The 23,694-nt window shown below is 52.1% G+C and carries 21 protein-coding genes; 10 read left to right on the top strand and 11 right to left on the bottom strand.

The window, feature by feature from the left end:
- Positions 1 to 70: 70 nt before the first annotated feature.
- Positions 71 to 2,383, bottom strand: a complete 2,313-nt coding sequence (locus tag A7983_RS20535; protein WP_005972472.1) for an FdhF/YdeP family oxidoreductase — start codon at positions 2,381 to 2,383, stop codon at positions 71 to 73.
- 170 nt (positions 2,384 to 2,553) lie between these two features.
- Here A7983_RS20535 and A7983_RS20530 point away from each other — a divergent pair, with 170 nt between their 5' ends.
- Positions 2,554 to 3,456 (top strand): LysR family transcriptional regulator, encoded by a 903-nt coding sequence (locus A7983_RS20530; protein WP_005972470.1) that lies wholly within the window; start codon positions 2,554 to 2,556, stop codon positions 3,454 to 3,456.
- On the opposite strand, the gene A7983_RS20525 is transcribed toward A7983_RS20530, so the two are convergent.
- Complete coding sequence (locus A7983_RS20525; RefSeq protein WP_005972468.1) at positions 3,447 to 4,517, bottom strand: LacI family DNA-binding transcriptional regulator; 1,071 nt, start codon at positions 4,515 to 4,517, stop codon at positions 3,447 to 3,449. The two genes, A7983_RS20530 and A7983_RS20525, sit on opposite strands and share 10 nt — an antisense overlap.
- A gap of 319 nt (positions 4,518 to 4,836) precedes the next feature.
- Here A7983_RS20525 and A7983_RS20520 point away from each other — a divergent pair, with 319 nt between their 5' ends.
- The 8 genes from A7983_RS20520 (at position 4,837) to A7983_RS20485 (ending at position 14,512) form a co-directional block, all read left to right on the top strand.
- The gene (locus A7983_RS20520) at positions 4,837 to 6,147 is read left to right on the top strand and encodes an MFS transporter (protein WP_005972465.1); all 1,311 of its coding nucleotides are present in this window, start codon (positions 4,837 to 4,839) and stop codon (positions 6,145 to 6,147) included.
- Between the two features lie 157 nt (positions 6,148 to 6,304).
- Positions 6,305 to 8,671 (top strand): glycoside hydrolase family 31 protein, encoded by a 2,367-nt coding sequence (locus A7983_RS20515; protein ID WP_005972463.1) that lies wholly within the window; start codon positions 6,305 to 6,307, stop codon positions 8,669 to 8,671.
- 344 nt (positions 8,672 to 9,015) lie between these two features.
- Positions 9,016 to 11,889: a flavocytochrome c gene (locus A7983_RS20510; protein ID WP_005972461.1), complete on the top strand. Its 2,874-nt coding sequence runs from the start codon at positions 9,016 to 9,018 to the stop codon at positions 11,887 to 11,889.
- An 88-nt stretch (positions 11,890 to 11,977) separates the two neighbouring features.
- A complete protein-coding gene (locus tag A7983_RS20505; protein WP_005972459.1) occupies positions 11,978 to 12,949 on the top strand; it encodes an FAD:protein FMN transferase in 972 nt (323 codons plus the stop codon).
- Positions 12,950 to 13,050: 101 nt separating this feature from the next.
- Positions 13,051 to 13,374, top strand: coding sequence for a hypothetical protein (locus A7983_RS20500; protein ID WP_005972458.1), 324 nt, complete (start codon positions 13,051 to 13,053; stop codon positions 13,372 to 13,374).
- 1 nt (position 13,375) lies between these two features.
- Positions 13,376 to 13,762 (top strand): DUF6331 family protein, encoded by a 387-nt coding sequence (locus A7983_RS20495; protein ID WP_005972456.1) that lies wholly within the window; start codon positions 13,376 to 13,378, stop codon positions 13,760 to 13,762.
- A gap of 4 nt (positions 13,763 to 13,766) precedes the next feature.
- Positions 13,767 to 14,141: a hypothetical protein gene (locus tag A7983_RS20490; protein ID WP_005972454.1), complete on the top strand. Its 375-nt coding sequence runs from the start codon at positions 13,767 to 13,769 to the stop codon at positions 14,139 to 14,141.
- A 5-nt stretch (positions 14,142 to 14,146) separates the two neighbouring features.
- Positions 14,147 to 14,512, top strand: coding sequence for a hypothetical protein (locus A7983_RS20485; protein WP_005972452.1), 366 nt, complete (start codon positions 14,147 to 14,149; stop codon positions 14,510 to 14,512).
- A gap of 11 nt (positions 14,513 to 14,523) precedes the next feature.
- Here the strand turns inward: A7983_RS20485 and A7983_RS20480 are convergent, their stop codons facing one another.
- Positions 14,524 to 15,171, bottom strand: coding sequence for a hypothetical protein (locus A7983_RS20480; protein ID WP_005972450.1), 648 nt, complete (start codon positions 15,169 to 15,171; stop codon positions 14,524 to 14,526).
- Positions 15,172 to 15,191: 20 nt separating this feature from the next.
- Positions 15,192 to 15,554 carry a winged helix-turn-helix transcriptional regulator gene (locus tag A7983_RS20475; RefSeq protein WP_005972448.1) on the bottom strand — a complete coding sequence of 121 codons (363 nt, stop codon included), beginning with the start codon at positions 15,552 to 15,554 and terminating at the stop codon, positions 15,192 to 15,194.
- Between the two features lie 110 nt (positions 15,555 to 15,664).
- Here A7983_RS20475 and A7983_RS20470 point away from each other — a divergent pair, with 110 nt between their 5' ends.
- Positions 15,665 to 16,228 carry an NAD(P)H-dependent oxidoreductase gene (locus tag A7983_RS20470; RefSeq protein ID WP_005972445.1) on the top strand — a complete coding sequence of 188 codons (564 nt, stop codon included), beginning with the start codon at positions 15,665 to 15,667 and terminating at the stop codon, positions 16,226 to 16,228.
- 29 nt (positions 16,229 to 16,257) lie between these two features.
- On the opposite strand, the gene fabI is transcribed toward A7983_RS20470, so the two are convergent.
- From fabI to A7983_RS20435, 7 genes are all read right to left on the bottom strand, one after another.
- Positions 16,258 to 17,046 carry an enoyl-ACP reductase FabI gene (fabI, locus tag A7983_RS20465; RefSeq protein ID WP_005972442.1) on the bottom strand — a complete coding sequence of 263 codons (789 nt, stop codon included), beginning with the start codon at positions 17,044 to 17,046 and terminating at the stop codon, positions 16,258 to 16,260.
- A gap of 193 nt (positions 17,047 to 17,239) precedes the next feature.
- Positions 17,240 to 18,055, bottom strand: a complete 816-nt coding sequence (gene sapF / locus A7983_RS20460; protein ID WP_005972439.1) for a putrescine export ABC transporter ATP-binding protein SapF — start codon at positions 18,053 to 18,055, stop codon at positions 17,240 to 17,242.
- Positions 18,055 to 19,047 carry a putrescine export ABC transporter ATP-binding protein SapD gene (sapD, locus tag A7983_RS20455; RefSeq protein ID WP_005972437.1) on the bottom strand — a complete coding sequence of 331 codons (993 nt, stop codon included), beginning with the start codon at positions 19,045 to 19,047 and terminating at the stop codon, positions 18,055 to 18,057. Before sapD ends, sapF begins: the two co-directional genes overlap by 1 nt.
- A 16-nt stretch (positions 19,048 to 19,063) precedes the next feature.
- On the bottom strand, positions 19,064 to 19,954 hold the full coding sequence (gene sapC / locus A7983_RS20450) for a putrescine export ABC transporter permease SapC (RefSeq protein ID WP_005972435.1): 891 nt from the start codon (positions 19,952 to 19,954) through the stop codon (positions 19,064 to 19,066).
- Complete coding sequence (sapB, locus tag A7983_RS20445) at positions 19,941 to 20,906, bottom strand: putrescine export ABC transporter permease SapB (RefSeq protein ID WP_005972433.1); 966 nt, start codon at positions 20,904 to 20,906, stop codon at positions 19,941 to 19,943. Before sapB ends, sapC begins: the two co-directional genes overlap by 14 nt.
- Positions 20,903 to 22,591, bottom strand: a complete 1,689-nt coding sequence (sapA, locus tag A7983_RS20440) for an ABC transporter substrate-binding protein SapA (RefSeq protein WP_005972430.1) — start codon at positions 22,589 to 22,591, stop codon at positions 20,903 to 20,905. Before sapA ends, sapB begins: the two co-directional genes overlap by 4 nt.
- Positions 22,592 to 22,700: 109 nt before the next feature.
- Positions 22,701 to 23,630, bottom strand: coding sequence for a LysR family transcriptional regulator (locus A7983_RS20435; RefSeq protein ID WP_005972427.1), 930 nt, complete (start codon positions 23,628 to 23,630; stop codon positions 22,701 to 22,703).
- Between the last annotated feature and the right edge of the window lie 64 nt (positions 23,631 to 23,694).

Genomic DNA, 23,694 nt, shown 5'->3' with positions numbered 1-23,694 from the left:
GCGCTATTGGTTTTGCAACACGACAGGGGGGAGGTTTACGCTATGACATAGACCCCTAATGAAGAGAGGCTTAAGCGATACGCAGCAGAGACTCCGCTTGCGTACCGAGTCGAACGCTAACCGGCACCGATTTAGAGGTCGGCGTATGCGTTTCATCGCCAAAACTGGACAGCGGCACCAGCGGGTTGGTTTCTGGGTAATAGGCTGCCAGATTACCGCGCGGAATATTGTAGCTCACCAGCTTGAAGCCGTTGACGATGCGGGTAATACCATCGTTCCACAGCGTTTCGATATCGACCCGATCGCCATCTTCCAGCCCTAACGCGGCAATGTCATCCGGGTGCATGAACAGCACTTCCCGCTGACCATAAACGCCGCGATAGCGGTCATCCAGACCATAAATCGTGGTGTTGTACTGATCGTGTGAACGCAGGGTTTGCAGCGTAAAGGGCACGTCGCTGCCTTGTAGCTGCGGGAACAGCGTATCGGGCAGCGCGGCATGGCCGAATTGCGCTTTTCCGTTGAGGGTGTTAAACCGCAGTTCGGCGGCTGCATTACCGAGATAAAACCCACCCGGCAGGTCGCAGTTGGCGTTGAAATCGGTAAAGCCAGGAATGGTGGCGGCAATATGGTCGCGGATGCGTGAATAATCGTCTGCCAGCGCCAGCCAGTCGAGCTTTTCACTGCCGAGAACCGCATCGGCAATACCGCAAACAATCGCCGTTTCCGAGCGCTGTAACGGCGAAAGCGGTTGTCCGACACCCTGTGAGGCGTGCACCATACTGAAGGAGTCCTCGACGGTAATAAACTGTGCACCGCTGGCTTGCATATCAAGATCGGTGCGGCCGAGCGTTGGCAAAATCAGTGCATCAACCTTGCCGGTTACCAGATGACTGCGGTTGAGCTTGGTGCTGATATGCACGGTCAGATCGCAGCGGCTCAGCGCTTCTTCGGTGCGTGCCGAATCCGGTGCGGCGGCGGCGAGGTTACCGCCCAGTGCGATCAGCACTTTTATCTCATCGCGCAACATGGCTTCCAGCGCCTCTACCGTGTTGTGGCCTGCGGCGTAAGGCGGGGTGAAGTCATAATGCGCTGCAAGACGATCGAGAAACGCAGCGGTCGGCTTCTCATCGATCCCCATGGTGCGGTTACCCTGCACATTACTATGACCGCGTACCGGACACAGCCCCGCGCCCGGTTTCCCCAACTGCCCAAACAGCAGTTGCAGGTTTACGATTTCGCGCACGGTGGCAACGGAATGCTTGTGTTGGGTAATGCCCATCGCCCAGGTGCAGATCACGCGCGGTGACTGCTGATAAATCGCCGCCACATAACGCAACTGTGCTTCACTCAGCCCTGACTGCTGTTCGATCTTCTGCCAGCTTGTCGCATCGACAGACGCCAGATACTCGTCGACCTGTTGGGTATGCGTGGACAGGAAATCCTGATCGAATAACCCCGATTCTCCGTCAGACAGACGCTGACGATGCGTTTCCAGCAGCGCTTTTACCATGCCGCGCACGGCAGCCATATCACCGCCCAGATTAGGTTGCAGGTAGGTTTCGCTGATGGTGCCGGACAGCGGTGTGAGCAGCTCCAGCGGGTTCTGTGGATTGGCAAAACGTTCCAGACCGCGCTCACGCAGCGTATTGAAGGAGACGATGTGGGCACCGCGATCGGCGGCGTGACGCAGGCTGTGCAGCATACGCGGATGATTAGTGCCGGGGTTCTGGCCGAAAACAAAAATCGCATCGGCGTGTTCGAAATCATCTAGTCGGATAGTCCCCTTGCCGACGCCGATACTCTGTTTCAGGCCAATTCCGCTGGCTTCATGGCACATATTCGAGCAGTCGGGGAAATTGTTAGTACCGAGCATGCGGCCAAAAAGTTGATACAGATAAGACGCTTCATTACTGGCACGGCCGGACGTATAAAGCTCCACCTGATTAGGGTGTGCCATATTACTGATGTGATGAGCGATCAGCGCAAAAGCCGCGTCCCAATCGATGGGAACATAGCGATCGCTAGCGCGGTCGTAGCGCATTGGGTGGGTTAAGCGCCCCTGATACTCAAGGAAATAGTCACTTTGCTGGCGTAGCGTTGTAACGCTGTGGGCGGCGAAAAAATCCAGATCGACCGCTTTGCGCGTCGCTTCCCAACTCACCGCTTTGGCGCCGTTTTCACAGAAGCTGAACGTGCTGCTGTTGTCATCACCCCAGGCACAGCCCGGGCAGTCAAATCCTTTCGATTTATTGACCCGCAACAAATTTCGGATATTTTTCAGCGCTTGCTTGCTGTCGAGGACAAAACGCGTGGTGGCTTCCAACGAGCCCCAGCCGCCAGCCGCGTTGCGGTATGGCTTGATGGATGGTTTGAATTTCATGACATATTCCGCAGGTGATAATGTTTTTTTTATGTGAACAAAACTTTAAATATTTGCTCTTGGTTTGAAGTTTAGGTGCCGTCGGCGATCGCGTCTAATCAAATGCGGCTATGGTGGGATAGAGGCTATTTATCGGTATACTTGTCGCTTACCCACTACAGAGTCTGACGATGGATATCAAGCAACTGCAATACCTGTGCAATTTGGAAAAGGAGCGCCATTTTGGTCGGGCAGCGGAAGCCAGTTTTGTCAGCCAGCCAACGCTCTCTATGCGGTTGAAAAATCTGGAGCGGGAGCTGGATCTGGCGTTAATCAATCGGGGTAACAATTTTGAAGGCTTTACGGCCGAAGGTGAGCGCGTGCTGGCTTGGGCGCGGGAGATCGTCTCGGTTTATCAGGGATTAAAACTAGAAGTCGCGTCGCTGAAACGTGGCGTAAGCGGGGTATTACGCATCGGTGCGGTGCCGCAAAGCAGTATCGCGCTATCGAGTCTGCTGGCGGCAGTGAATAAGGAATACCCACAGTTGGATTTCCAGATCTCGCTGTTCAGCGCGGACCAACTGTTGGAGGCGCTGAATGCGCATTCGGTAGATGTCGGCATCGGCTTTTTTGAATTTTCGACGTTACAGGAACTGCACTTTCAGGCGTCGCCGCTGACGGAGCAGGGCGTTGACCTGTTGTTCCATCCACACCATTTTTCACAGTTGGTGGGGGATGCGCCGCTGGCACTCGATGCGCTTTCCGAGGTGCCACTCTGTCTGGCGGAAGCCAGCCGCTATTTTCGCCGCTATCTGGATAGCCATTTTCGTGAAGCCGGTGTCTCACCGTGGGTCAAAGTAGAAAGCGCTTCCGTCCTGCAACTGATCCAAAGCGCCTATGTTGGGCTTGGCTGCGGTATTGTGCCCCACGGCAGCCTGATCCCAGAGATGACGCCCGCGCTAACGCTACGGCCGCTGCAATTTCCCCCGATGCGCCGCCAGCCTGCCGTCGTTATCGCGCAGGCTGGCAGAGCGACGCCGCTGGCGCAGAATTTCTTTGACGTCGCACAGCAGTGGTTGCAGGCTCAGTCATAGAGGCTTTTATCCTGTACTGGGGCAACCGATTTGCTGGCGCGAAGCCGCCTGACGGACTGGCGAATTACCAACGTACCGTTTAGCAGCAGGTTGCCAACGGGGGCGTCGGGGCGAATCAGACGATATTGCAACAGTTTGACGGCCTCTTCGCCCAGCGCCTCTCGCGGCACATGTACCGATGTTAGCGGCACATCGTGAATGGCCGACAGATTGAACCCATCCATACTCATCACCGAGACATCCTGCGGTACGCGTAATCCGGCCTTGTTCAGCGCGTTCACCGCCCCAACCGCGATAAAATCACCGCCTGCCAGAATCGCCGTCGGCCATTTATCCTGCGGACAGCGGGCTAAAAAATTGGTCATCGCGTGTTCTGCATCCGCCGTGCTGAAATTATCTAACGCCAGCAAATGTTCCTCTGAGGAGAAAGGCAGATTATGGTGCTGGTAAGCATCGCGGATGCCGTCGAGGCGTAGTTCCATTGTGTAACGGCGCAGGCACAATAGCGTCAATACGGCATGGTGACCCTGTTCAAAGAGATAGTGGGCTGAGAACTCGCCAATGAGCCGATGCGCGGGGGCGACGCCCGGTAACCTCATCTTACGATCGATGCAGTTAATCAATATGCAGGGCTTCCCGCTGTCCGCCGCCAGCGCGTGAATATAGGGATCGTCGATACCAATAAGCAGGGCGGCCTCCGTGGCCCGATCGCGCATTTTGTCTAAAAACAGCGCCGCATCACTGTCATTTTCCTCCAGCCCACAGTATCGCACGCGCACATCGTGTGGTTTCAGGGCATCAATGATGCTCTGCACCACCTTGTGATAGAAGATGTCGGACCGAATATCAAAAGCACGTGGTGGGGCGAAGATAGTTAGCCCGTTCAAGAGCAGGCGACCATTGGCGAGATCGGTCAGAACCCCGCACTGTCTGGCACAGTTGAGAATGTCCGCTTTAGCGTTCTCGCTGGTATTGGACTGACCAGACAGCACGCGCGAAACGGTACTGATCGAGTAGCCCGTCTGCTGCGCGATTTCACGTATTTTTAGGTTTCCTTTCATTTTGTGATCCCGTTCACCTTTGGAAATGACAAAGTTTTCATAGCCAGATATTTCCTGTTTTCAGGCGATATAAACAGGTTTTGTTTGCATTTTGACCATAGCATGAAAATGTTTTCAAAAAAGTGAGTGTTTCACGATTTTCAATTGCTCTACTCTCGATTTGGTAAACCAATTTCAATGACTATATGTAATAAAATGGATTTTAAATTAATAAATACAATGAGATAAAAATGGTTCGATTGTCCGATAGGCTATAAATAAAAAAATGCCGTTGAGATATCAGACCAATGTAACCCTACTGTCCTGTAAAGGAGTCACCATGAGTCTCGACATCAATTCGTCCCCCATCGCTAGCAAAGGTAAACGAACATTCAGAAATCTTCGCTGGTGGGTGCTGAGCCTGTTTTTGCTCGGCGTTACCGTTAACTACATCACGCGTAATTCGCTCGGCATTCTGGCACCTGAACTGAAAACCAGTATGGGCATCACCACCGAACAATATTCCTGGATTGTGGGTGCATTCCAACTGGCATACACCATTTTTCAGCCAATTTGTGGCTGGCTGATCGATGTCATCGGTCTGAAAATGGGCTTTATGATTTGTGCGGTGATATGGGCACTGATGTGCATCTTCCACGCGGGAGCGGGAAGCTGGTTGCACCTTGCTATTCTGCGTTTCTTTATGGGAGCGTCAGAAGCCGCCGCAACACCGGCGAACGCCAAAACGCTGGGCGAATGGTTCCCTAAGAAGGAGCGACCGATTGCGGCAGGCTGGGCCGGTGTCGGTTTTTCCATCGGTGCGATGCTGGCACCGCCGATTATCGTCGTCGCACATGCCTATCTGGGCTGGCAGGGCGCGTTTATGTTCACGGGTGCACTGGCGCTGATGTGGGTGGTGTTGTGGTGGCTGTTCTACCATAACCCGGAAGATCACCCTAATTTAAGCCGTGAGGAGTTGGATTTCATCCGTCAGGACAATGAGGCTCCCCCGGTCAAACTGCCTTTCTTCACTGCACTGAAAACCGTTTCAAAAAACAAACGCTTTTACGGTATCGCCATTCCGGCCTTTATGGCAGAACCCGCGTGGGCTGTGCTCAGCTTTTGGGTGCCGCTCTATCTGGCGAATGAACGCGGTATGGACCTGAAACAGATCGCGATGTTCGCATGGTTACCGTTTCTTGCCGCCGATCTGGGCAGCATAGCCAGTGGCTACCTCACTCGGCTCTACACCCGCTGGTTTGGCTGCTCGCGCGTCAACTCGATTGTTGCCAGTTCGGTAACGGGCGCGTTTCTCATGCTGTCGCTGGCGCTGGTCGCCATCAGTAAAGATCCGTGGGTGGCGATTCTGCTGATTTCCATCGGTGGATTCGGCCATCAGGTGATTTCCTGCATGTTGAGCGCACTGGTCGTGGAATCGTTCGATAAAGGGCAGATGGCAACCGTGAACGGGATGCGCGGTTCGTTTGCGTGGATTGCCAGCTTTCTGTTCTCGTTGTTGATTGGCGTCACCGCCGACAAGATTGGCTTTAACCCACTGTTTGTGGCGATGGGCTTCTTCGATCTGATCGGTGCCATCTTCCTTATCGCGTTTATTGCTGAACGCCGTGGAAAAACGCGTTCACAGGCATAACGGTTTATGCCGATCGTTTAAGACGCGAGATACACGGAGCGACCACGGGTGAGGATTCCTTACGAGAACTTCATCCCCGTGTTTCTCCTAAAAATGGGCTTAAGTGACCTGGATTAAGCGTAACGGCTGGTTTATTTTTTCCTGAAAAGGACGCTGTATGAAAACGTTGAAAAATTGGGTGTTTCGTCATCAGAGTGCCGATCACGTTGAACTGCTGGTGGACGACCGACATGTTTTTCGCCTCTATGTACTGGAACCGATGCTGGCGCGCGTGCTGATTAAGCAGAATGGTGCACTGAAGCTGAATCGCACCTGGAGCATCGCGCCGCAGCAGGATGTTCCCTGGGAGGGGCGCAACCGTGAAAGTAGCGAAGGCTTCAGCCTGCCGGGGTTTTCACTGGAACCGTTGGATGACGGACTGCGTATCAGTACCGCGCGGATGCGCATTACGATCAACCAGCCGTTGTGGCTGGCGTGGGAATATCGCGATGAGCAGGGCGAGTGGCAGCCGTTTGCCGCCGATAGACCGACTAGCGCTTACCTGCTGAACCCACACGGTGACGGCGTGGCGCACTATCAGCGTCGTTTCCCGACGGAGCGCTATTATGGTCTGGGTGAGAAAGCAGGCGATCTCGAACGCACGGGACGCCGGTTTGAGTTCCGTAATCTGGACGCGATGGGCTATAACGCGGCGAGTACCGATCCGCTGTACAAGCATGTTCCGTTTACCATTACCCGACGTGACGAGGTCAGCTTTGGTCTGTTCTACGATAACCTGAGCACCACCTGGCTCGATCTCGGTAATGAGATCGATAACTATCATCTGGCGTATCGACGCTATCAGGCGGAAGCGGGCGATCTTGATTATTACCTGTTTATCGGGCCGCGCGTGCTGGACGTGACGAAAGCCTTCGTGCGGCTGACGGGTAAAACGCTCTTTGGGCCAAAATGGAGCTTGGGCTACAGCGGTTCCACGATGCATTACACCGATGCACCTGATGCACAGCAGCAGTTGATGAAATTTATTGCGCTGTGCCGTGAACACCATATTCCGTGTGATTCGTTTCAGCTCTCGTCGGGCTACACGTCGATTAACAATAAGCGCTATGTATTTAACTGGAATTACGACAAAGTTCCCCAGCCGGAAGTGATGTCGCAGGCCTTCCATGATGCAGGCCTCAAGCTGGCAGCCAATATCAAACCTTGTTTACTGCAAGATCACCCGAAATACGATGAGGTATCGGCGCAGGGGCTGTTTATTCGGGATTCCGAATCCGATGTGCCGGAGCGCTCTAGCTTTTGGGACGATGAAGGTTCTCACCTTGATTTCACCAACCCGGCAACGGTGGCGTGGTGGCAGGAGAACGTCACCCGGCAGTTGCTGGAGAAAGGCATCGGCTCGACGTGGAATGACAACAACGAATATGAAGTCTGGGATGGCGAAGCCCGCTGTCACGGATTTGGCGAAACGATGGCGATTAAAAATATTCGTCCGTTGATGCCGCTGTTGATGATGCGTGCCTCGCTGGAGGCACAGCAGCGCTTCTCTCCGACGCTGCGTCCTTATCTGATCTCCCGTTCCGGCTGTGCGGGAATGCAGCGCTACGTGCAGACCTGGAGCGGTGATAACCGCACCAACTGGCAGACGCTACGCTACAACACGCGGATGGGTGTTGGGATGAGCCTGTCTGGTCTGTTTAATGTCGGGCATGACGTCGGCGGTTTTTCTGGGGACAAACCGGATGCCGAGCTTTTTGTGCGCTGGGCACAAAACGGGGTGATGCACCCGCGTTTCACCATCCATTCCTGGAATGACGACCAGACGGTGAACGAGCCGTGGATGTATCCCTCGGTAACGGTGGCAATACGCAGCGCGATTGAACTTCGCTATCGCCTTCTGCCGTATTTTTATACGTTGCTCTGGCAAGCCAGTGCGGACGACGAACCGATGCTGCGACCGACGTTCCTCGATCACGAACAGGATCGCGCAACGCTCGAGGAAACTGACGATTTCATGCTGGGACGGAACATTCTGGTCGCCAGTGTGGTTGAGCCGGAGCAGCGTCAGCGGACGGTATACCTGCCTGCGAATACCTCGGGCTGGTACGATTTTTATTCCGGACAATGGTTCAGCGGCGGACAGACGATAGTGTTAGATGCGCCGCTAGAACGCCTGCCGCTGATGGTCCGTGCGGGCGCGATGATCCCGCTGTCGGGGCGAACAGCGTATGTCAGCCAACATGAAGACGAACAGCGTGAATTCCTGCTCTTTCCGCCTACCGCTGGCGGCACGGACTCTGGACTGCTGTTTGAAGATGACGGGGAAACGTGGCAATGGCGTGAAGGAAACGCGCTGTGGTTACGCTGGGAAATCCGCGCGAATAGCCAGCGGATTGACATCACGTTCACATCAGAAGGACGGTATCAGCCAGCCTGGAAGCACGCGACGCTGCGCTTGCCTGCGGGCGAGCAGCGCCAGTTGTACATTAACGGCGTTCGCACAGATACCTATCACCACCAATAGTCACTTTTTTCATTTCCTGTTGCGCCCCGGTCTGATTGTTTACCGGGGCGTTTTTTTGTTATGCAGAATATGAATAATATCCGATTGGTTATTGTCGGGATAAAAAGATGTTAATGAAGTGAACGGGATATTAAATATAAAAAAGAGTTGTGCGAATACCCTTAATAACAGCGGAACTACACAATAGTTTAAATAGTAAAAAAACGTTTTATAACAGTTAAAAAAATAGATACTTGGTAAGTAATAAGTTCGCGAATTATCAGCCAAAAAAATTAATAAAAGCAAACATGGCGGCTTCTGATTCATCCGCGAACAGAGTTTTTATTTTAAGTGGAGTATTCACTATGAAGAATAGTCACCATGATTTATTTGCCGCTTTTACTCTCCCCAACGGCGCTACGCTGAAAAATCGGGTGCTGATGGCCCCGATGACTACCTGTAGTGGGTTTTACGATGGGAGCGTAACCAAAGAACTGGTGGAATATTATCAGGCCAGAGCAGGCAGTATCGGCACCGTGATTGTGGAGTGCTGTTTTATTGATGATAAAGGGTTGGCCTTTCCCGGTGCGATAGGGATCGACAACGATGACAAAATTGCCGGGTTGGCCAAGATTGCGACGGCGATTAAAGAAAAAGGTTCGACGGCGATCCTGCAAATTTATCACGGTGGCCGTATGGTCGAACCGCGTTTTATCGGCGGTGCGACGCCCGTTGCTCCTAGCGCTATCGCGGCACCGCGAGCGGGTGCCATCGTTCCTGTGGCTCTGTCAGGCGATGAAGTCGAAGCCATGATCGAAAAGTTTGGCGCTGCCGTTCATCGCGCTATTCAGGCGGGTTTTGATGGCGTGGAAATTCACGGCGCGAATACCTACCTGATCCAACAATTTTATTCTCCCCACTCTAATCAGCGCTCGGATCAATGGGGCGGTAGTCGTGACAAACGTGCGGCGTTTCCGCTTGCCGTTCTGGATATCGCCCATGAGGTTGCCGGTAAATACGCCGATCCGTCATTTATCATCGGCTATCGCTTCTCACCAGAAGAAATCGAAGAGCCGGGCATTCATTTTGATGATTCGCTCTATTTGCTGGAAAAGCTGGCAGCGCGCGGACTGGATTATGTTCACTTCTCGATGGGAAATATCCTGCGTTCATCGATTATCGAGACAAACGATCCGACGCCGCTGATTAAAAAATATGTTGCCCGCCGTTCTGCGACATTAGCGGCTATTCCGGTTATTGGCGTAGGGGATATCGTCAATCAGGCCGATGCTGACGCGGCGTTAGAAAATGGTTATGACCTGATTGCCGTTGGCAGAGCCTGTATTGCTTACCCGGATTGGACGGATTGCATTGCCCAACAGAAAAAACTCGATCTTTATATTGCCAGTGACAAACGTGAAGCATTAACGATCCCCGAACCGCTGTGGCGTTTTTCATTAGTTGAAGCCATGATTCGGGACGTGAATTTAACCGGTAAGAAATTTAAATCCGGGGTGTATCAGGAAAACGTTCAGGACGAATGTGGCGAACTGCACATTACCGTCCATTTCGAGCAAAATCGGGTTGCCGATATTGCGCTGGATAATAGCGAGATTGATGATTCGCTGAAAATCAGTTTTGAAATTATCCGTGAACGTATTCTGGATACCAATAGCCCACACGTTGACGCCGTAACCGGCGCAACGGCGCAGAGTGAAGCGATTAAAAAGGCCGTCACCAAGGCGATGGTGAAATCGAGCAAAGACGCCATCATTGCCGATGGCGGTAACCCAGATGCACGTCGAGAAGCGGATGTGGTGGTGATTGGTAGCGGTGGCGCGGGGCTGGCGGCAGCGATTCAGGCCAGCGAAGAGGGTGCTCGCGTTATTGTGATTGAAAAGATGCCGGTCATCGGCGGCAATACCATCAAGGCCTCTGCCGGTATGAATGCGGCGGGAACCGTCTTCCAGCAAAACAGAGGCATCGAAGATAGCCAGGCGCTGTTCTATAACGAAACCTTGAAAAGTGGAAAGCAGAAGAACAACCAGATGCTGGTGCAATATTTCGTCGAACACGCCTCTGATGCGATTAACTGGCTGGCACAGCACGATATCGAACTGAGCAACATCACGACGACGGGCGGCATGAGCGTGGACAGAACGCATCGGCCTGCCAACGGCGCAGCGGTGGGTGGCTATCTGGTCAGCGGACTGATTAAAAATCTCAATAAGCACAATATTGAGGTGCTGCTGGAAACGTCGGTGACGGAGATTGTGCAAGAGAAGGGCAAAGTGACTGCCGTGAAAGTCGTTAATGACGAACAGGAAGAAAGCCTGATTGCGACAAAAGCGGTGATTGTTGCCACGGGTGGCTTCAGCGCGAATCAGGTGATGGTGGAGTCGTACCGTCCAGACCTGAAAGGTTTTGTCACGACCAACCACAAAGGCGCGACGGGCGGCGGGATTCGTCTGTTGGAACAGATTGGTGCGGGTACGGTGGACATGGGGGAAATTCAAACCCATCCAACGGTTGAGCAGACAACCTCTTACTTGATCTCCGAATCTATTCGTGGCGGTGGCGCTATTTTGGTGTCACAGCGCGGGGAACGCTTCTTCAACGAGATGGAAACACGCGATAATGTCTCGTCAGCTATCGTCAATTTGCCAGAGGAATACGCGTATATCCTGTTCGACGAACAGGTAAGAAATCACAACCGGGCAGTTGAAGAATATGTCGCTCAAGGACTGACCGTCAGCGCAGTCAGCTTAACTGAACTGGCCGAGAAACTTGATATGCCGCAGGCGGCTCTGCAAGCTACGTTTGAACGTTACAATACCTTCATTGCCGACAAACATGATGAGGACTTCGGTCGTTCAACGGGCATGCGCGATCCGCTGAATCAAGCACCTTACTACGCGATTAAAGTCGCGCCAGGCGTGCACCATACGATGGGCGGTGTGACGATTAACGCGAAAGCGGAAGTGTTGAACCGTCACAAAGAGACGATCTCTGGCGCTTATGCGGCCGGGGAAGTGGTAGGTGGGATCCACGGCGCGAACCGCATTGGGGGTAACGCCGTGGCGGATATCATTATCTTCGGCATTCAGGCGGGGATTCAGGCTGCGGCGTATGCGCGTGCACCGCGCCATTCCGGTTTTTTGCCTGCCAAGGCGCGTAAAGCAAAGTTTGTGAAATCTACGGATAGCATCGCTGAAAAACAGTCGGCGATGATGGAGTAGTGTGGCTATCGGCGGGCGTCTGAAAGGGCGCTCGCCATGTCCCGACTGTTTCCGCTCTGCGCCAAAATCCATTCATGGGAACTTCCTGATGCCCCCTGTCGATAACGCTTACGTCTATTCTGTACATCTGATGGGCAGTCCCATTCTGCTTAAACTGTTTACCCATGATGAAACCGCCGTCAGACAGGTTTTCCAGCGCATCAAACAGCTCGAAGATTTGCTCACCGTTAATCGGGCTCAGTCGGAAGTGATGAGCATCAACCACGCAGCGGGAAAAGCATTCGTTTCGGTCAGTCCGCTGGTCTTTGCGCTGATTAAGCGCGCTAAAGCGGTAAGCCTGATTGAAAATAGTTGTTTTAACGTGGCGATCGGCCCCGTCGTCAAACTATGGAAAATCGGCTTTAGCGGCAACGCGGTGCCGGACCAGGAATCGATACAGCAGGCGCTGGCATTAACACGCCCTGAACGCATTATTCTCAGAGAGCAAGACTGCGGCGTGTTATTAAAAAATGCAGGAATGGAAATCGATCTGGGTGCCATTGCGAAGGGCTACATTGCCGATATCGTCAGGGACGTGCTGAATCAACACGCTATTCAGGATGCACTGATCAATCTGGGCGGTAACGTGCTGGCTATCGGCAGCGCGTTGACGGATGAACATGGGCTATGGAGTGTGGGATTGCAGAAACCGTTTGCGGACCGCGATAGCTTGCTCGGTGTGATTAAGGTGAAGAATCAATCCGTGGTGACGTCCGGCGTTTATGAGCGTTTTTTTACCGTGGGTGATCGTATCTATCATCATATTCTCGATCCCCTGACGGGTTACCCGCTAGATAATGAGCTGCACAGTGTGACGATTATCTCGAACGATTCCCTCGACGGTGATATCTACACCACTTTACTCTACGGCATGGGTGTGAGCGCAGGTATCGAATTTTTACAATATCAGCCGGATATTGAAGCGATCTTTGTGACGAAGAATAAAGAGATAATCTTTTCTTCGCAGCGGAATTATAAGTTTGAATTGCTGGATAAGGATTATTCGGTGACGGTGTTGTGAAAATGAATGTATTATCGGCGCTCTCCGTATGGGATTGCTGATATACTATTTCCTTGCTATGTCGGAAAAGTGGTTTTTCGTCTATTAAACAAGGATGTACCATGTCTTCTACACCAAAACTCCCCGCCGGCTGGGAATATGCCAACGGCAAAAAACAACAGATTTTGCTGGCAGAATATCAGCAGGAACAACCTACAGTTCATCCACTTTATGGCATTGAGATAGCTGTCATCGCTTATCGTGATGGTAACGATGACATCTTGCTGAAACATATTCAGGAACCCGATCTCGTATCGGTTGTACACTTGACCTGGGCGATGCACAGGGAGTTTGACAACTTCCCTCGGGTAGAATTTACCGGTTCTTTTCAGAAATTCATCGAATGGGAATACCTGATGTATGGAACTGAAGTGGAAGGAGACTAATATGGCGTTAATTAAGGAAAATTTTATCTCGATAGGGGATAACGACCGTATTGTCCTGCCTGATTTAACGGGGCGCTATCAGCAGGCTGTTGATGTTGATTACCTGCTCGAAGGATTGTTGCCCTTATGGGCGGTGATTGAAACCGAGTGTGTGGCCGGCTGTTGCGGTTTTGATGCCTTTGATTTTTATGCTGACACAATTTATGCCGCAGGCAAAAAATTGAAACCAGCGGAATTCGGCCACTTGCTGCACTATGCTATTGAGCAGATCACATTACTGGACACCACGGTGGTATCCAGTTGCGAACTGAATAATCTGGCCGATAAACAGGCCTTTATTGCTCTGTTGCAGCATATTCGTACCAGTTTACCGCAAGGAAATGAGTAACTTTATGCACGCTCAGGCGCAACACTGGAAACACGCTTCCGCACCGCAGCAAACGACCCCGCTTAACTTTCAGGCACTGTTTACGGATGCGGAAGCGGAAAAAATGAGGCAAGGGGTCATTCCAAAGCAAATGGAAGATAAATGGTTTATCTACTTTGAGGATGGCTGGCTCCGTTTTCACCGGAGTTGGACTGGATTTTTTATCTATGCGGTGAAACTCGACGGCTCACCCGCTGGAGTCCGGGTAACTGATTCATGGGTAAATCGCGAACCGGAACAATACGCCAGTACCGACCTGGCGTATGACCGGAATATGCTGCGTTATCTGATTGATGTGTCGCTGCTGAAAAAACAGGACATTTCTTTTCCTACCCTATAAGAATAATGATGCCTGAAGATAAAACACAATGCCGTTTCACTGATGCTCTCAATGCGTTAATGGCTTTGCGAGCGCAAGCAGTTAGCCGCCTATCGCAGGGGGATACGTCTGCTTTACAAAGCAAACTGCAACTCGACGATGCTATTCAGTGCCTAGAATTTTGCCAGCGGCACCAAATAACCGCTTCTGCCCGCGTGATTCAGTTGCCTGCCACTCGCACCACAACGCCGTCATCTGAATATCGTATTATTGAGGATCATGAAAGTGACCAGTGTGAATATTGGACTGAACTGGATTTAAACAATCATCCCGTCAGGCCGTCGCCCGGCGTGTTGCTGCTGGACTGTGGTTTGATTCCGGAGGATATGTGATGGATAATCACTCACTCAAGATTTGGGTTTAGCTCAACTTCAACCTGTTCCAATATTACTGCAACACTTTGATAATATGCATTTTTATGGTTCATAAATGCTGATTTATTATCAATAAGATAGGCGTAGGAGATGGTGTCATTGCCTATGTTTTTAATCGTATGCTTGATCGTGGCGGTGATACGCTCTTCGAGAATAAATTCATTTAGGCTTTCTTTAGTGTAGAAAACAATAAATGTTGCTGCAAAATGGCGGTCTGCTTGGTTTATCAGACACTCAGTATCGCTGCGTGCATAATCGATATAACAGATATCTTCATTTATATCTTTATCTAGGTTGTGCCATACATGCTTAGCCTCGAGGGCAATACTTTCCAATTCGTTTTTTATATAAAGATCAACCCGACCTTTGCTTGTATTGCTATCAGGGTTTTCTCCTGTATCACCCTTTCTTTTTTTGCTTGACGGGTATTCTTCAATCGCTGTCCAACCTAATGACCACGCTGCCCCCGCCAGAACACTCACATTAGTACGTTCGTTATACCACCAACAGCAATCCGTTCTGTTTAATAGTTCAACGTAGCGTTGATTTGCGCTAATCCACCCATTTAACAATTGCTCAATAAAACTGTCGTTTGCACAGACTTTTTGAATAAACATATAACACTCCATGTAAAATATTAAATTTCGACTATTTCAGTATCTGCCCATAGAGAAATCGCCTCAAGTACGGGTTTAAATGATTGCCCGAACTCGGAAAGGGAATAAACAACTTTGAGCGGCGGTTTATCACCAAAAACTTCTCGTGTGATCAGTCCATCTTTTTCGAGTTTCTTAAGCTGTAAACTTAACGTCATTTCAGTGATGTGAGGAATATCCTTGCGCAATTCACTGAATCTTTTATTACTGTTTTTCAAATAGTAGAGAATAACGCCTTTCCATTTTCCACCGATTAAATCCATCACCATGCTAACTGGGCAAGGATAGATTTTGTCATCCAAAAATACCTTACAAGCTGCATTTTTAGTGATTTTCTTCTTCATGCTATCTCCACTATCGTTCCTGATAGTTATTGTCAATGACAACCGACGCGATAAACTTACCACGAAAGCTATCATTTTGATAGCTATGCGCTGTTATTAATGGAGATTGTATGGCATTAATCATATTGGCACACCCAGATATCGATAACTCTATAGCAAATAGAACCATTGTAACTGAATTACAGCAGGGTCTTATTGACTTGGAAATACGTAATATTTTTCAGTTAAATCCTGACTACAAAATTAACGTAAAAGAAGAACAGGCTGCCTTATTGCGCCATGAACTGATTATTCTGCAATACCCCATGTATTGGTACAATATGCCTGCTATTTTGAAAACTTGGTTTGATCTGGTTTTTACCTATCAATTCGCCTATGGTTCAAAAGGCGATAAACTTAAAGATAAAACGCTATTACCCAGTCTTACCGTTGGTCAGCCTGAATATAATTTCGCACGAAGAAATAGCGATCCGTTAATGGAAAATTTATTGATGCCTATAAAGATGTCGGCGGAATATGCTCAAATGCACTATATCGACCCTGTTGTTTTGTACGATACTTCGACAGTATCTGGGCATACTGAATCAGATATTAGATATAAAGCAGAAATTCACAGCCAAAGACTGAGAGGAATAATAAATAGCAGTAGGGAATATTGGGATAAAAGAAAGTAGCCTATCCGAGATAGGCTACTTTTGGGAACTTATTTCAGTTCCAGTTCGTTCATCGCAGCGATGCTGAAGCCGCCGTCAACGTGCAGAACTTCACCGGAGATACCAGCAGCCAGGTTTGAACACAGGAACGCGGCAGAGTTGCCCACGTCTTCAATGGTCACGACACGGCGGATTGGCGTAACGGCTTCGCAATGCGACAGCATTTTCTTGAAGTCTTTGATACCGGATGCAGCCAGTGTACGAATCGGGCCCGCAGAGATGGCGTTGACGCGCACGCCCTGAGCACCCATAGCATTTGCCATGTAACGCACGTTCGCTTCCAGAGAGGCTTTTGCCAGACCCATCACGTTATAGTTAGGGATGGCACGCTCAGCACCCAGGTAGGACAGGGTAACCAACGCAGAGTTCGGGTTCAGCATTTTACGGCAGGCTTTCGCCATCGCGACGAAGCTGTAAGAGCTGATGTCGTGAGCAATGCTGAAGCCTTCACGGGTAACGGCATCAACATAGTCACCGTCCAGTTGGTCGCCCGGTGCGTAAGCAATAGAATGCACGAAGCCATCAAAGTTCGGCCATACGTTAGCCAGTTCGGTAAACAGTGCTTCGATGCTCGCATCTTCAGCGACATCACACGGCAGAACGATGCTGGAACCCAGTTCGCTGGCAAAGCCTTCAACGCGTGCTTTCAATTTTTCGTTCTGATACGTGAAGGCCAGTTCGGCACCTTCACGCTGCATTGCTTGTGCAATACCGTAGGCAATAGAACGGTTGCTGGCAACACCTGTTACCAGAATGCGCTTACCGGTAAGAAAACCCATAGCAGTAATCCTTGTGATCATTGTTGCTGCGATCGCCACGTTTGTGCCTGTAAACCTACGTGGCAAGTGACGACCGAGATGAATAAACCGCGCGATTCTACCATGTTGGGGACGGTAGGGGTACTCCGAGCAGTATCCCTCCTTTTCCATCGTCCTATGGCTTAGCGGTACTGCCCGCCGGAATGCGCAGAGGTTAACGTTGTGCGCCGTCGCGTCGCCAGGCATCAGCGCTGAGCGCTTCGCCGAAGTGGCTGGCAATCAAACGTTTCGTCAGGTCATGGAGCGGGGCGGACAACACGTCGGCGGTACTGCCGCGTTCGACCACTTCGCCTGCCTGCATCACCAGAATCTGGTCGCTGATGTGCTTCATCATGCCCAGATGCTGCGTCACGTAAATATAAGAGATACCGTGCTTTTCCTGTAATTCCAGCATCAGATTGATAATCTGTGACCGCATAGACATATCCAGCGACGCCAGCGCTTCATCGGCGACAATCACTTTCGGTTGCAGAATGAGCGCACGTGCCAGACCGACGCGCTGTTTTTGCCCCGGCGCGAGCGCATGCGGATAGTAATAAGCGTGATCGGGCCGTAACCCAACCTGCTGTAGCGCCTGATTAATCGCTCGTTCGCGCGCTTCGGCGCTGAGATCGGTATTCAGCCGCAATGGGACATCCAACAGTTGCCCGATACGCTGACGCGGGTTGAGCGCGTTGCTCGCATCCTGAAAGATCATACGGATACGCTGGCTGCGGTAGCCATAATCGCCGTAATGTAGCGGATGATCGTCGATAACCAGTTCACCGGACGTCGGGGCGATCATGCCTGACAGCATTTTGGCCAGCGTCGATTTCCCCGAACCGTTCTCACCGATGATGGCAAGCGTCTGGCGTTCACGTAGCGTAAAGCTGACGGATTTCACCGCTTCAACATGCTGACGACGAAACAGCCCGGTCCGGTAGCGGAACGTCTTGGTCAGGTTGCGGGCTTCAAGCAGCATCTCAACCATCACGGTTCCTCCATGTTGAGCGGGAAGTGGCAGGCATATAAGTGGTTCTTAACAGAGAGCAGCGGCGGCGTTTGCATGCACTGTTTTTGTGAATAAGGGCAGCGCGGGCCGAGCCGACAGCCAATCGGTAAGTGTTCCAATGAGGGAATCGCACCGTTCAGGGTGTTTAACCGGCTTTTGTGCGGCAGTGAACGGCCAAAATCGGGCATCGCGCGGATCAGCGCTTGAGTATAAGGATGATGCGGCGCGGTGATCAAATCTTCACAGGTGGCGCTCTCCACTGTTTGCCCGCAATAAAGCACGTTGATCCGGTCCGCCCATTTGCTCATGGTTTGCAGGTCATGGCTGATGAGCAGGATCGTGGTGTTATTGTTTTGGTTCAGGCGCGACAGCAGGCGGAAAATCTGCGCTTGCGTGGTGGATTCCATCGCGTTGGTCGGTTCATCGGCAATCAGCAGACGCGGCTGGTTCGCCAGTGCGATGGCAATCATCACTTTCTGACATTCACCGTCACTCAGTTCATAGGGATAGCTGCCCATAATATCTTTGTGATCTTTAATCCCGACGCGGTGCAGCAGTTCGATAGCGCGACGTTTGCGCCAGTTAAGCCGCTGCCACCAGCGGCCTTTATAGGTCCAGCCGGGGATCGCCTGCACCAACTGTCGACCGATGCTCTCGGACGGATCGAGACAGGATTGCGGTTCCTGGAAAATCATGGAGACGTTATGGCCGACCAGTTTACGCCGCTCGCGCGCGGACAGTTGCAGTAGGTCGATATCATCGAAGCGGAAGCGGTCGGCGGTCACGCGCCAGTTCTCTTTGGTGATCCCGCAGATGGCTTTGGCGATTAGGCTTTTGCCTGAACCGGATTCGCCTACTAGCCCGCGAATTTCCCCTTCGCTTAGCGTCATACTGACGCGGTCAACAGCTTTTACGGCACCGTCAGCGGTCAGAAATTCAATCGTCAGGTTACGGATATCAAGCAATGGCATAGGAATTCGTCGCCTCTTATTCCGTTTCCGCGACGAGCGCGCGGCGGAGGCCGTCGCCCAGCAGGTTGACGATTAATACGCTCAGTGCGATAGCCGCACCTGGCAGCATCACGGTCCACGGCGCGGCATAAACCAGCTCCAGCGAGTTGCCGAGCAGGGCACCCCATTCGGTGGTCGGTAACTGTGCGCCCAAATCGAGAAAGCCCAGCGCGGCGATATCCAAAATGGCGATGGACAGCGCGCGGGTAAATTCTGAAACCAGCAGTGCAGCAATGTTCGGTAAGACAACGTACCAAACCAGATAAAAGGTTGAGGCTCCGTCAAGACGGGCGGCGATCACGTACTCCTTATCCATTTCATCGTGCACGGCGTTGTAGATGGTGCGCACCATACGTGGCAACAGTGCCAGCCAGACGGCGAGCATCGCGTGTTCGAGCTTCGGGCCGATAAAGGCAATCACCACAATCGCCAGCAACAGCGACGGAATCGACAGCAACGTGTCCAGAATATGGTTGAGCATTGCCGAACGTAGCCCGCGCGTGACGCCAGCAAAGACGCCCAGCACGATGCCGCACAGCGCCGCCGCGTAGGTGACGATGAGCGACGCACCGACGGTGGGGGCGGCGCCGCTCAACAAGCGACTGAGCTGGTCGCGCCCTAAATCGTCGGTGCCGAGAAAGAACGAGACTTCGCCGTAGTGCGACCAGGAAGGGGGCAGCAGTTGATAGCCCAAAAATTGCTGATCAACCTCATAAGGCGCAAGAAATTTGCCGAACAGGCACAGGCCGATCAGGATTAAAAAGCCGTACAGCCCGACCATCGCCAGCATATCCTGATGGAATGCCCGCCAGGTATCGCCCAGTCGGCTAGGCAGCCGCTTTTCGCTATAGACGTTATCGTAGGGCATACCATTCCTTGTGCTTCAGCGGGTTTGCCATCGCGCCCCAGATATCGGACAGGATGTTGACCGTGATGACCATTGCGCCGACCACCATCACGCCCGCAGAAATTGCGGCGAAATCCTGCTGGCGAATCGCATTGACCAGCCAGCGGCCGACGCCCGGCCAGTTAAAGACCACTTCGGTAATCATCGTCAGCGTCAGCATGGTGGAAAATTGTAATCCTAACTTGGGGATAATCGGCGGCAGCGCGTTGTGAATCAGGTGGCGACGAATGATGGTAAAGCGTGATAGCCCACGGGTTGCCGCCGCTTTAATGTAGTTTTTACTGATAATTTCCGTAGTGCTAACACGCATCAGGCGGATAACCTCGGTGGTCGGCCCGACGGCCAGCACGGTAATCGGTAGGATCAGGTGGCGGACGGCGCTGACGATCATTTCACCGCGATGTGGCGAATCTGACAGCCAGGCGTCAATTAGTGCAAATCCGGTGACGGTTTTCACCTGATAGAGCAGATCGAAACGGCCCGAAACCGGCAGCCAGCCGAGATGCAGCGAGAAGAAGAGCGTCAACAGCAGCGCCAGCCAGAACACTGGCAGGGAAAAACCAATGAGCGCCAGCGTGCTGATTACGATATCTGCCCCGCGATTCTGCATCACGCCTGCGGTAATCCCCAGCGGAATGCCGACCAGCAGCGAAAGCGCAAACGCCAGCAGGCAAAGTTCGATCGTGGCTGGGAACACTTCTTTCAGCAGTTCGCTGATGGCCTGTCCGTTAATGCTGGAACGACCGAAATCGCCTTGAAGCAGGCTGCTGATATAAAAATGATAGGCATCAAACAGCGCTGCGCCATTGAGCGGGGCGTTGGGCGTGTAGTAACTGAGGCTAAAGCCAACCAGCGTCAGCAGTGACAAGGTGACGATCAGTAACACCAAACGTCGCAAGGTAAAAATAATCACGGCTGTGCTTCCTCCACGGTTTCCGGTGCAGGGGGCTTCTGCTGCGCCTGTTGACCTTCACGATACACACCCGCGAATGACGCATTGCCGAACGGGCTCAATACCAGCCCTTTCATGTCATAGCGGTAGGCGAGCAGTCGCAATGACGACGCTAGCGGTAGAACGGGTAATTGTTCTGCCAGAATACGCTGTGCCTGCTGATAATAGTCAATCCGCTTCGAGAGTTGCTGTGATGAAAGCGCGTTTTGTAGCACTTCATCAAAGGTAGGATCGCACCAGTGCGCGTAGTTGCTCTGGGAACGAATCGCCGCACAGCTTAGCAACGGTCGGAAAAAACTGTCCGGGTCATTACTGTCTGTTGCCCAGCCCGCCAGCGTTAAATCGTGGCTGAGTTCCATCAACCGCGCTTCCTGAAAGCGACCTTCCACCGGAACGATAGTGACAGTGATGCCAACCTGTGCCAGATCGGCCTGTATCAACTCCGCCGTTTTCAGCGGGCTGGGGTTGTAGGACTGCGAGGTGCTGGGCACCCACAGACGCAGGTTCAGGCTGGTCAGCTTCAGGTCCTGCAAGATTTGTCGCGCTTTTTGTGGGTTATATTCCGTAATCTGCGATTCATTGTCATAGGCCCACGAGGCGCGGGGCAGAATAGAGGCTGCGGTTTCCGCTGTGCCGTAATAGATTGACTGCATCAGCCTGTCGTTATTGATCGCCAGCGCGATGGCTTCCCGCACGCGGCGATCGTCCAACGGGGGTTTACGCACGTTGAAGGCCAGATAGGCGACGTTCATGCCGGGACGTAGCGAGAGACGCAGACGCGGGTCATTACGCAAGATGGTTAACTGGCTAGCGGCAGGGTAAGCGAGAACATCACATTCGCCCGTCAACAGCTTGGATAAACGGCCCGTACCGCCAGAGCCAAGATCGATAACCACCTGCGGCATCCGTGGCAAGCCGCGCCAATAGTCGGCGTTGCGCGTCAGCCGGATATATTGTCCGGTGCGGTATTCATTAAGTAGATAAGGCCCGGTGCCGACCGGTTCGCGATCCAGTCGCTCTTTCTTATCCTCTTTCGCCAGACGTTGGGCGTATTCAGCGGACAGAATCGGCGCGTAGTGCGTCGCCAGATGCCACAGGAAAGAGGCATCTGGGCTGTTTAGACGGATTTCAATACTGTACTCGCCCAACTTACGAATGCTTTGCACCGAATCGGCGAATTGCAGGCTGTCGAAATAGGGATATTCACCGCCGTTGACATCATGGTATGGGTGTTTTTTATCCAGCATCCGCTGGAAACTGAATATCACGTCGTCGGCATTCATATTGCGGGTTGGGCTGAACCAGTCGGTGCTCTGGAATGGCACATCGTGGCGCAGATAGAAGCGATACGTTGAACCGTTATCCAATACTTCCCAGCGCTGCGCCAGTTCTGGCATCAACCGATAAGTATAAGGATCAACGTCCAGCAGGCGATCGTAAAGTTGCGCCGCCAGTGTATCGATCGTGACGCCGCTGCGCGCCATCTGCGGGTTAAACGTGTTCAGGACATCATTGACGCAATAGACAAAACCGCTCTGGTGAATATTTTCCAACGGAGCAGGCGGCGTTAGCACGGGTTGCGGTGCGGCCAGTGCAGGTAAAGCCAGCCAGGTGAGTGCCAGTGCGAAACAGGTTTTTCCGAACATACGGGATTTTTCAGTCAATACGGTTATAGAGAGTGTATCGCACTCTTGGCATCCTCCCCACTCTTGTTGTGTGCGTCTGGCGACTTTCCAACCGCTAGTATTGGGTCTGCTATGCCTTATTGGTTTCAGCCACTACGTTTCTGACTACAGATGACGTTTTCTTAATCGTGTCCACCAAGGCCCGCAGGCTGACGGGCATATGGCGATTAGCGGGAAAATAAAGGCACAGACCAGGGGTCGGAGGACTCCATTGCTCCAGCACCGTCACCAGTCTGCCATCATCCAGCGCCGCTCGTGCGTGAACTTCTGGGACATAGGCAATCCCTAGCCCTTGTATAGCGGCATATACCATCAAGGGTGAGCTGTTTAGTGTCAGTGTGCCGGGAACATCAAGAGCAACGTCTTGCCCATGCCGGGAAAACTCCCAGCGATAACGTTTTCCACTGGGTAATCTTTGGCGAATACATGGGTGTTGCATCAAATCATCCGGCACTGACGGTGCAGGATGTTTCATTAGATATGCCGGGGATGCCACCGCAAGAAAACGTATATCATTACCAAAACGTATCGCAACCATATCTCTAGGAACATCTTCTGCTAGCCGAATACCCGCATCAAACCCCTCGGCGATAATATCTACCAGCCTTCCATCGACGGTCAGATCAAGAACCACGCTGGGATAAAGCGCCTGATAGCTGGGCACCACCGTATGTAACAAAAGACGAATAGCCTCTTCCCCCCCGTTAATACGCAAGCTACCGATCGGTTGCCCTTGTGTATCAGCGACTTCTTCCAGCGCCTGTTCCAGACCACTGAGATGAGGTCGCATCCGTTGTAATAACTGCTCCCCTGCTTCCGTCAGTGCTACGCTGCGCGTGGTGCGGTGCAGCAGCCGAACGCCAAGGCGCTCTTCCAGCCCACGAATGGCATGGCTTAGCGTGGATCGGGTAACACCGGATAGGTCTGCCGCACGTCGAAAGCTACGTTGCTCCGCCACAGCCATAAACGCTTTCAGATCAGAGAGAGTTGGGGTTTTCATTGGTGATTTTATTTCACCTCTTCATGTTATTTGGTGAGTCTTATCATACTAACCATGTTGCCAT

The sequence above is a fragment of the Pectobacterium wasabiae CFBP 3304 genome (genome assembly GCF_001742185.1).
GTDB lineage: Bacteria > Pseudomonadota > Gammaproteobacteria > Enterobacterales > Enterobacteriaceae > Pectobacterium > Pectobacterium wasabiae.
The sequence above is the reverse complement of the archived record's forward strand: the minus strand, read 5'-3'. Positions and strand labels throughout refer to the sequence as shown.

What these genes read in the sequence shown, in the direction of transcription:
- sapC (WP_005972435.1), bottom strand. Translation starts at nt 19,954, where the DNA reads ATGCCCTACGATAACGTCTATAGCGAAAAGCGGCTGCCTAGCCGACTG.
- A7983_RS20500 (WP_005972458.1), top strand. Translation starts at nt 13,051, where the DNA reads ATGTCTTCTACACCAAAACTCCCCGCCGGCTGGGAATATGCCAACGGC.
- sapF (WP_005972439.1), bottom strand. Translation starts at nt 18,055, where the DNA reads ATGGTTGAGATGCTGCTTGAAGCCCGCAACCTGACCAAGACGTTCCGC.
- A7983_RS20520 (WP_005972465.1), top strand. Translation starts at nt 4,837, where the DNA reads ATGAGTCTCGACATCAATTCGTCCCCCATCGCTAGCAAAGGTAAACGA.
- A7983_RS20510 (WP_005972461.1), top strand. Translation starts at nt 9,016, where the DNA reads ATGAAGAATAGTCACCATGATTTATTTGCCGCTTTTACTCTCCCCAAC.
- A7983_RS20515 (WP_005972463.1), top strand. Translation starts at nt 6,305, where the DNA reads ATGAAAACGTTGAAAAATTGGGTGTTTCGTCATCAGAGTGCCGATCAC.
- A7983_RS20470 (WP_005972445.1), top strand. Translation starts at nt 15,665, where the DNA reads ATGGCATTAATCATATTGGCACACCCAGATATCGATAACTCTATAGCA.
- A7983_RS20475 (WP_005972448.1), bottom strand. Translation starts at nt 15,554, where the DNA reads ATGAAGAAGAAAATCACTAAAAATGCAGCTTGTAAGGTATTTTTGGAT.
- A7983_RS20530 (WP_005972470.1), top strand. Translation starts at nt 2,554, where the DNA reads ATGGATATCAAGCAACTGCAATACCTGTGCAATTTGGAAAAGGAGCGC.
- sapA (WP_005972430.1), bottom strand. Translation starts at nt 22,591, where the DNA reads ATGTTCGGAAAAACCTGTTTCGCACTGGCACTCACCTGGCTGGCTTTA.
- A7983_RS20495 (WP_005972456.1), top strand. Translation starts at nt 13,376, where the DNA reads ATGGCGTTAATTAAGGAAAATTTTATCTCGATAGGGGATAACGACCGT.
- sapD (WP_005972437.1), bottom strand. Translation starts at nt 19,047, where the DNA reads ATGCCATTGCTTGATATCCGTAACCTGACGATTGAATTTCTGACCGCT.
- A7983_RS20535 (WP_005972472.1), bottom strand. Translation starts at nt 2,383, where the DNA reads ATGAAATTCAAACCATCCATCAAGCCATACCGCAACGCGGCTGGCGGC.
- A7983_RS20490 (WP_005972454.1), top strand. Translation starts at nt 13,767, where the DNA reads ATGCACGCTCAGGCGCAACACTGGAAACACGCTTCCGCACCGCAGCAA.
- A7983_RS20525 (WP_005972468.1), bottom strand. Translation starts at nt 4,517, where the DNA reads ATGAAAGGAAACCTAAAAATACGTGAAATCGCGCAGCAGACGGGCTAC.
- A7983_RS20435 (WP_005972427.1), bottom strand. Translation starts at nt 23,630, where the DNA reads ATGAAAACCCCAACTCTCTCTGATCTGAAAGCGTTTATGGCTGTGGCG.
- A7983_RS20485 (WP_005972452.1), top strand. Translation starts at nt 14,147, where the DNA reads ATGATGCCTGAAGATAAAACACAATGCCGTTTCACTGATGCTCTCAAT.
- A7983_RS20505 (WP_005972459.1), top strand. Translation starts at nt 11,978, where the DNA reads ATGCCCCCTGTCGATAACGCTTACGTCTATTCTGTACATCTGATGGGC.
- fabI (WP_005972442.1), bottom strand. Translation starts at nt 17,046, where the DNA reads ATGGGTTTTCTTACCGGTAAGCGCATTCTGGTAACAGGTGTTGCCAGC.
- A7983_RS20480 (WP_005972450.1), bottom strand. Translation starts at nt 15,171, where the DNA reads ATGTTTATTCAAAAAGTCTGTGCAAACGACAGTTTTATTGAGCAATTG.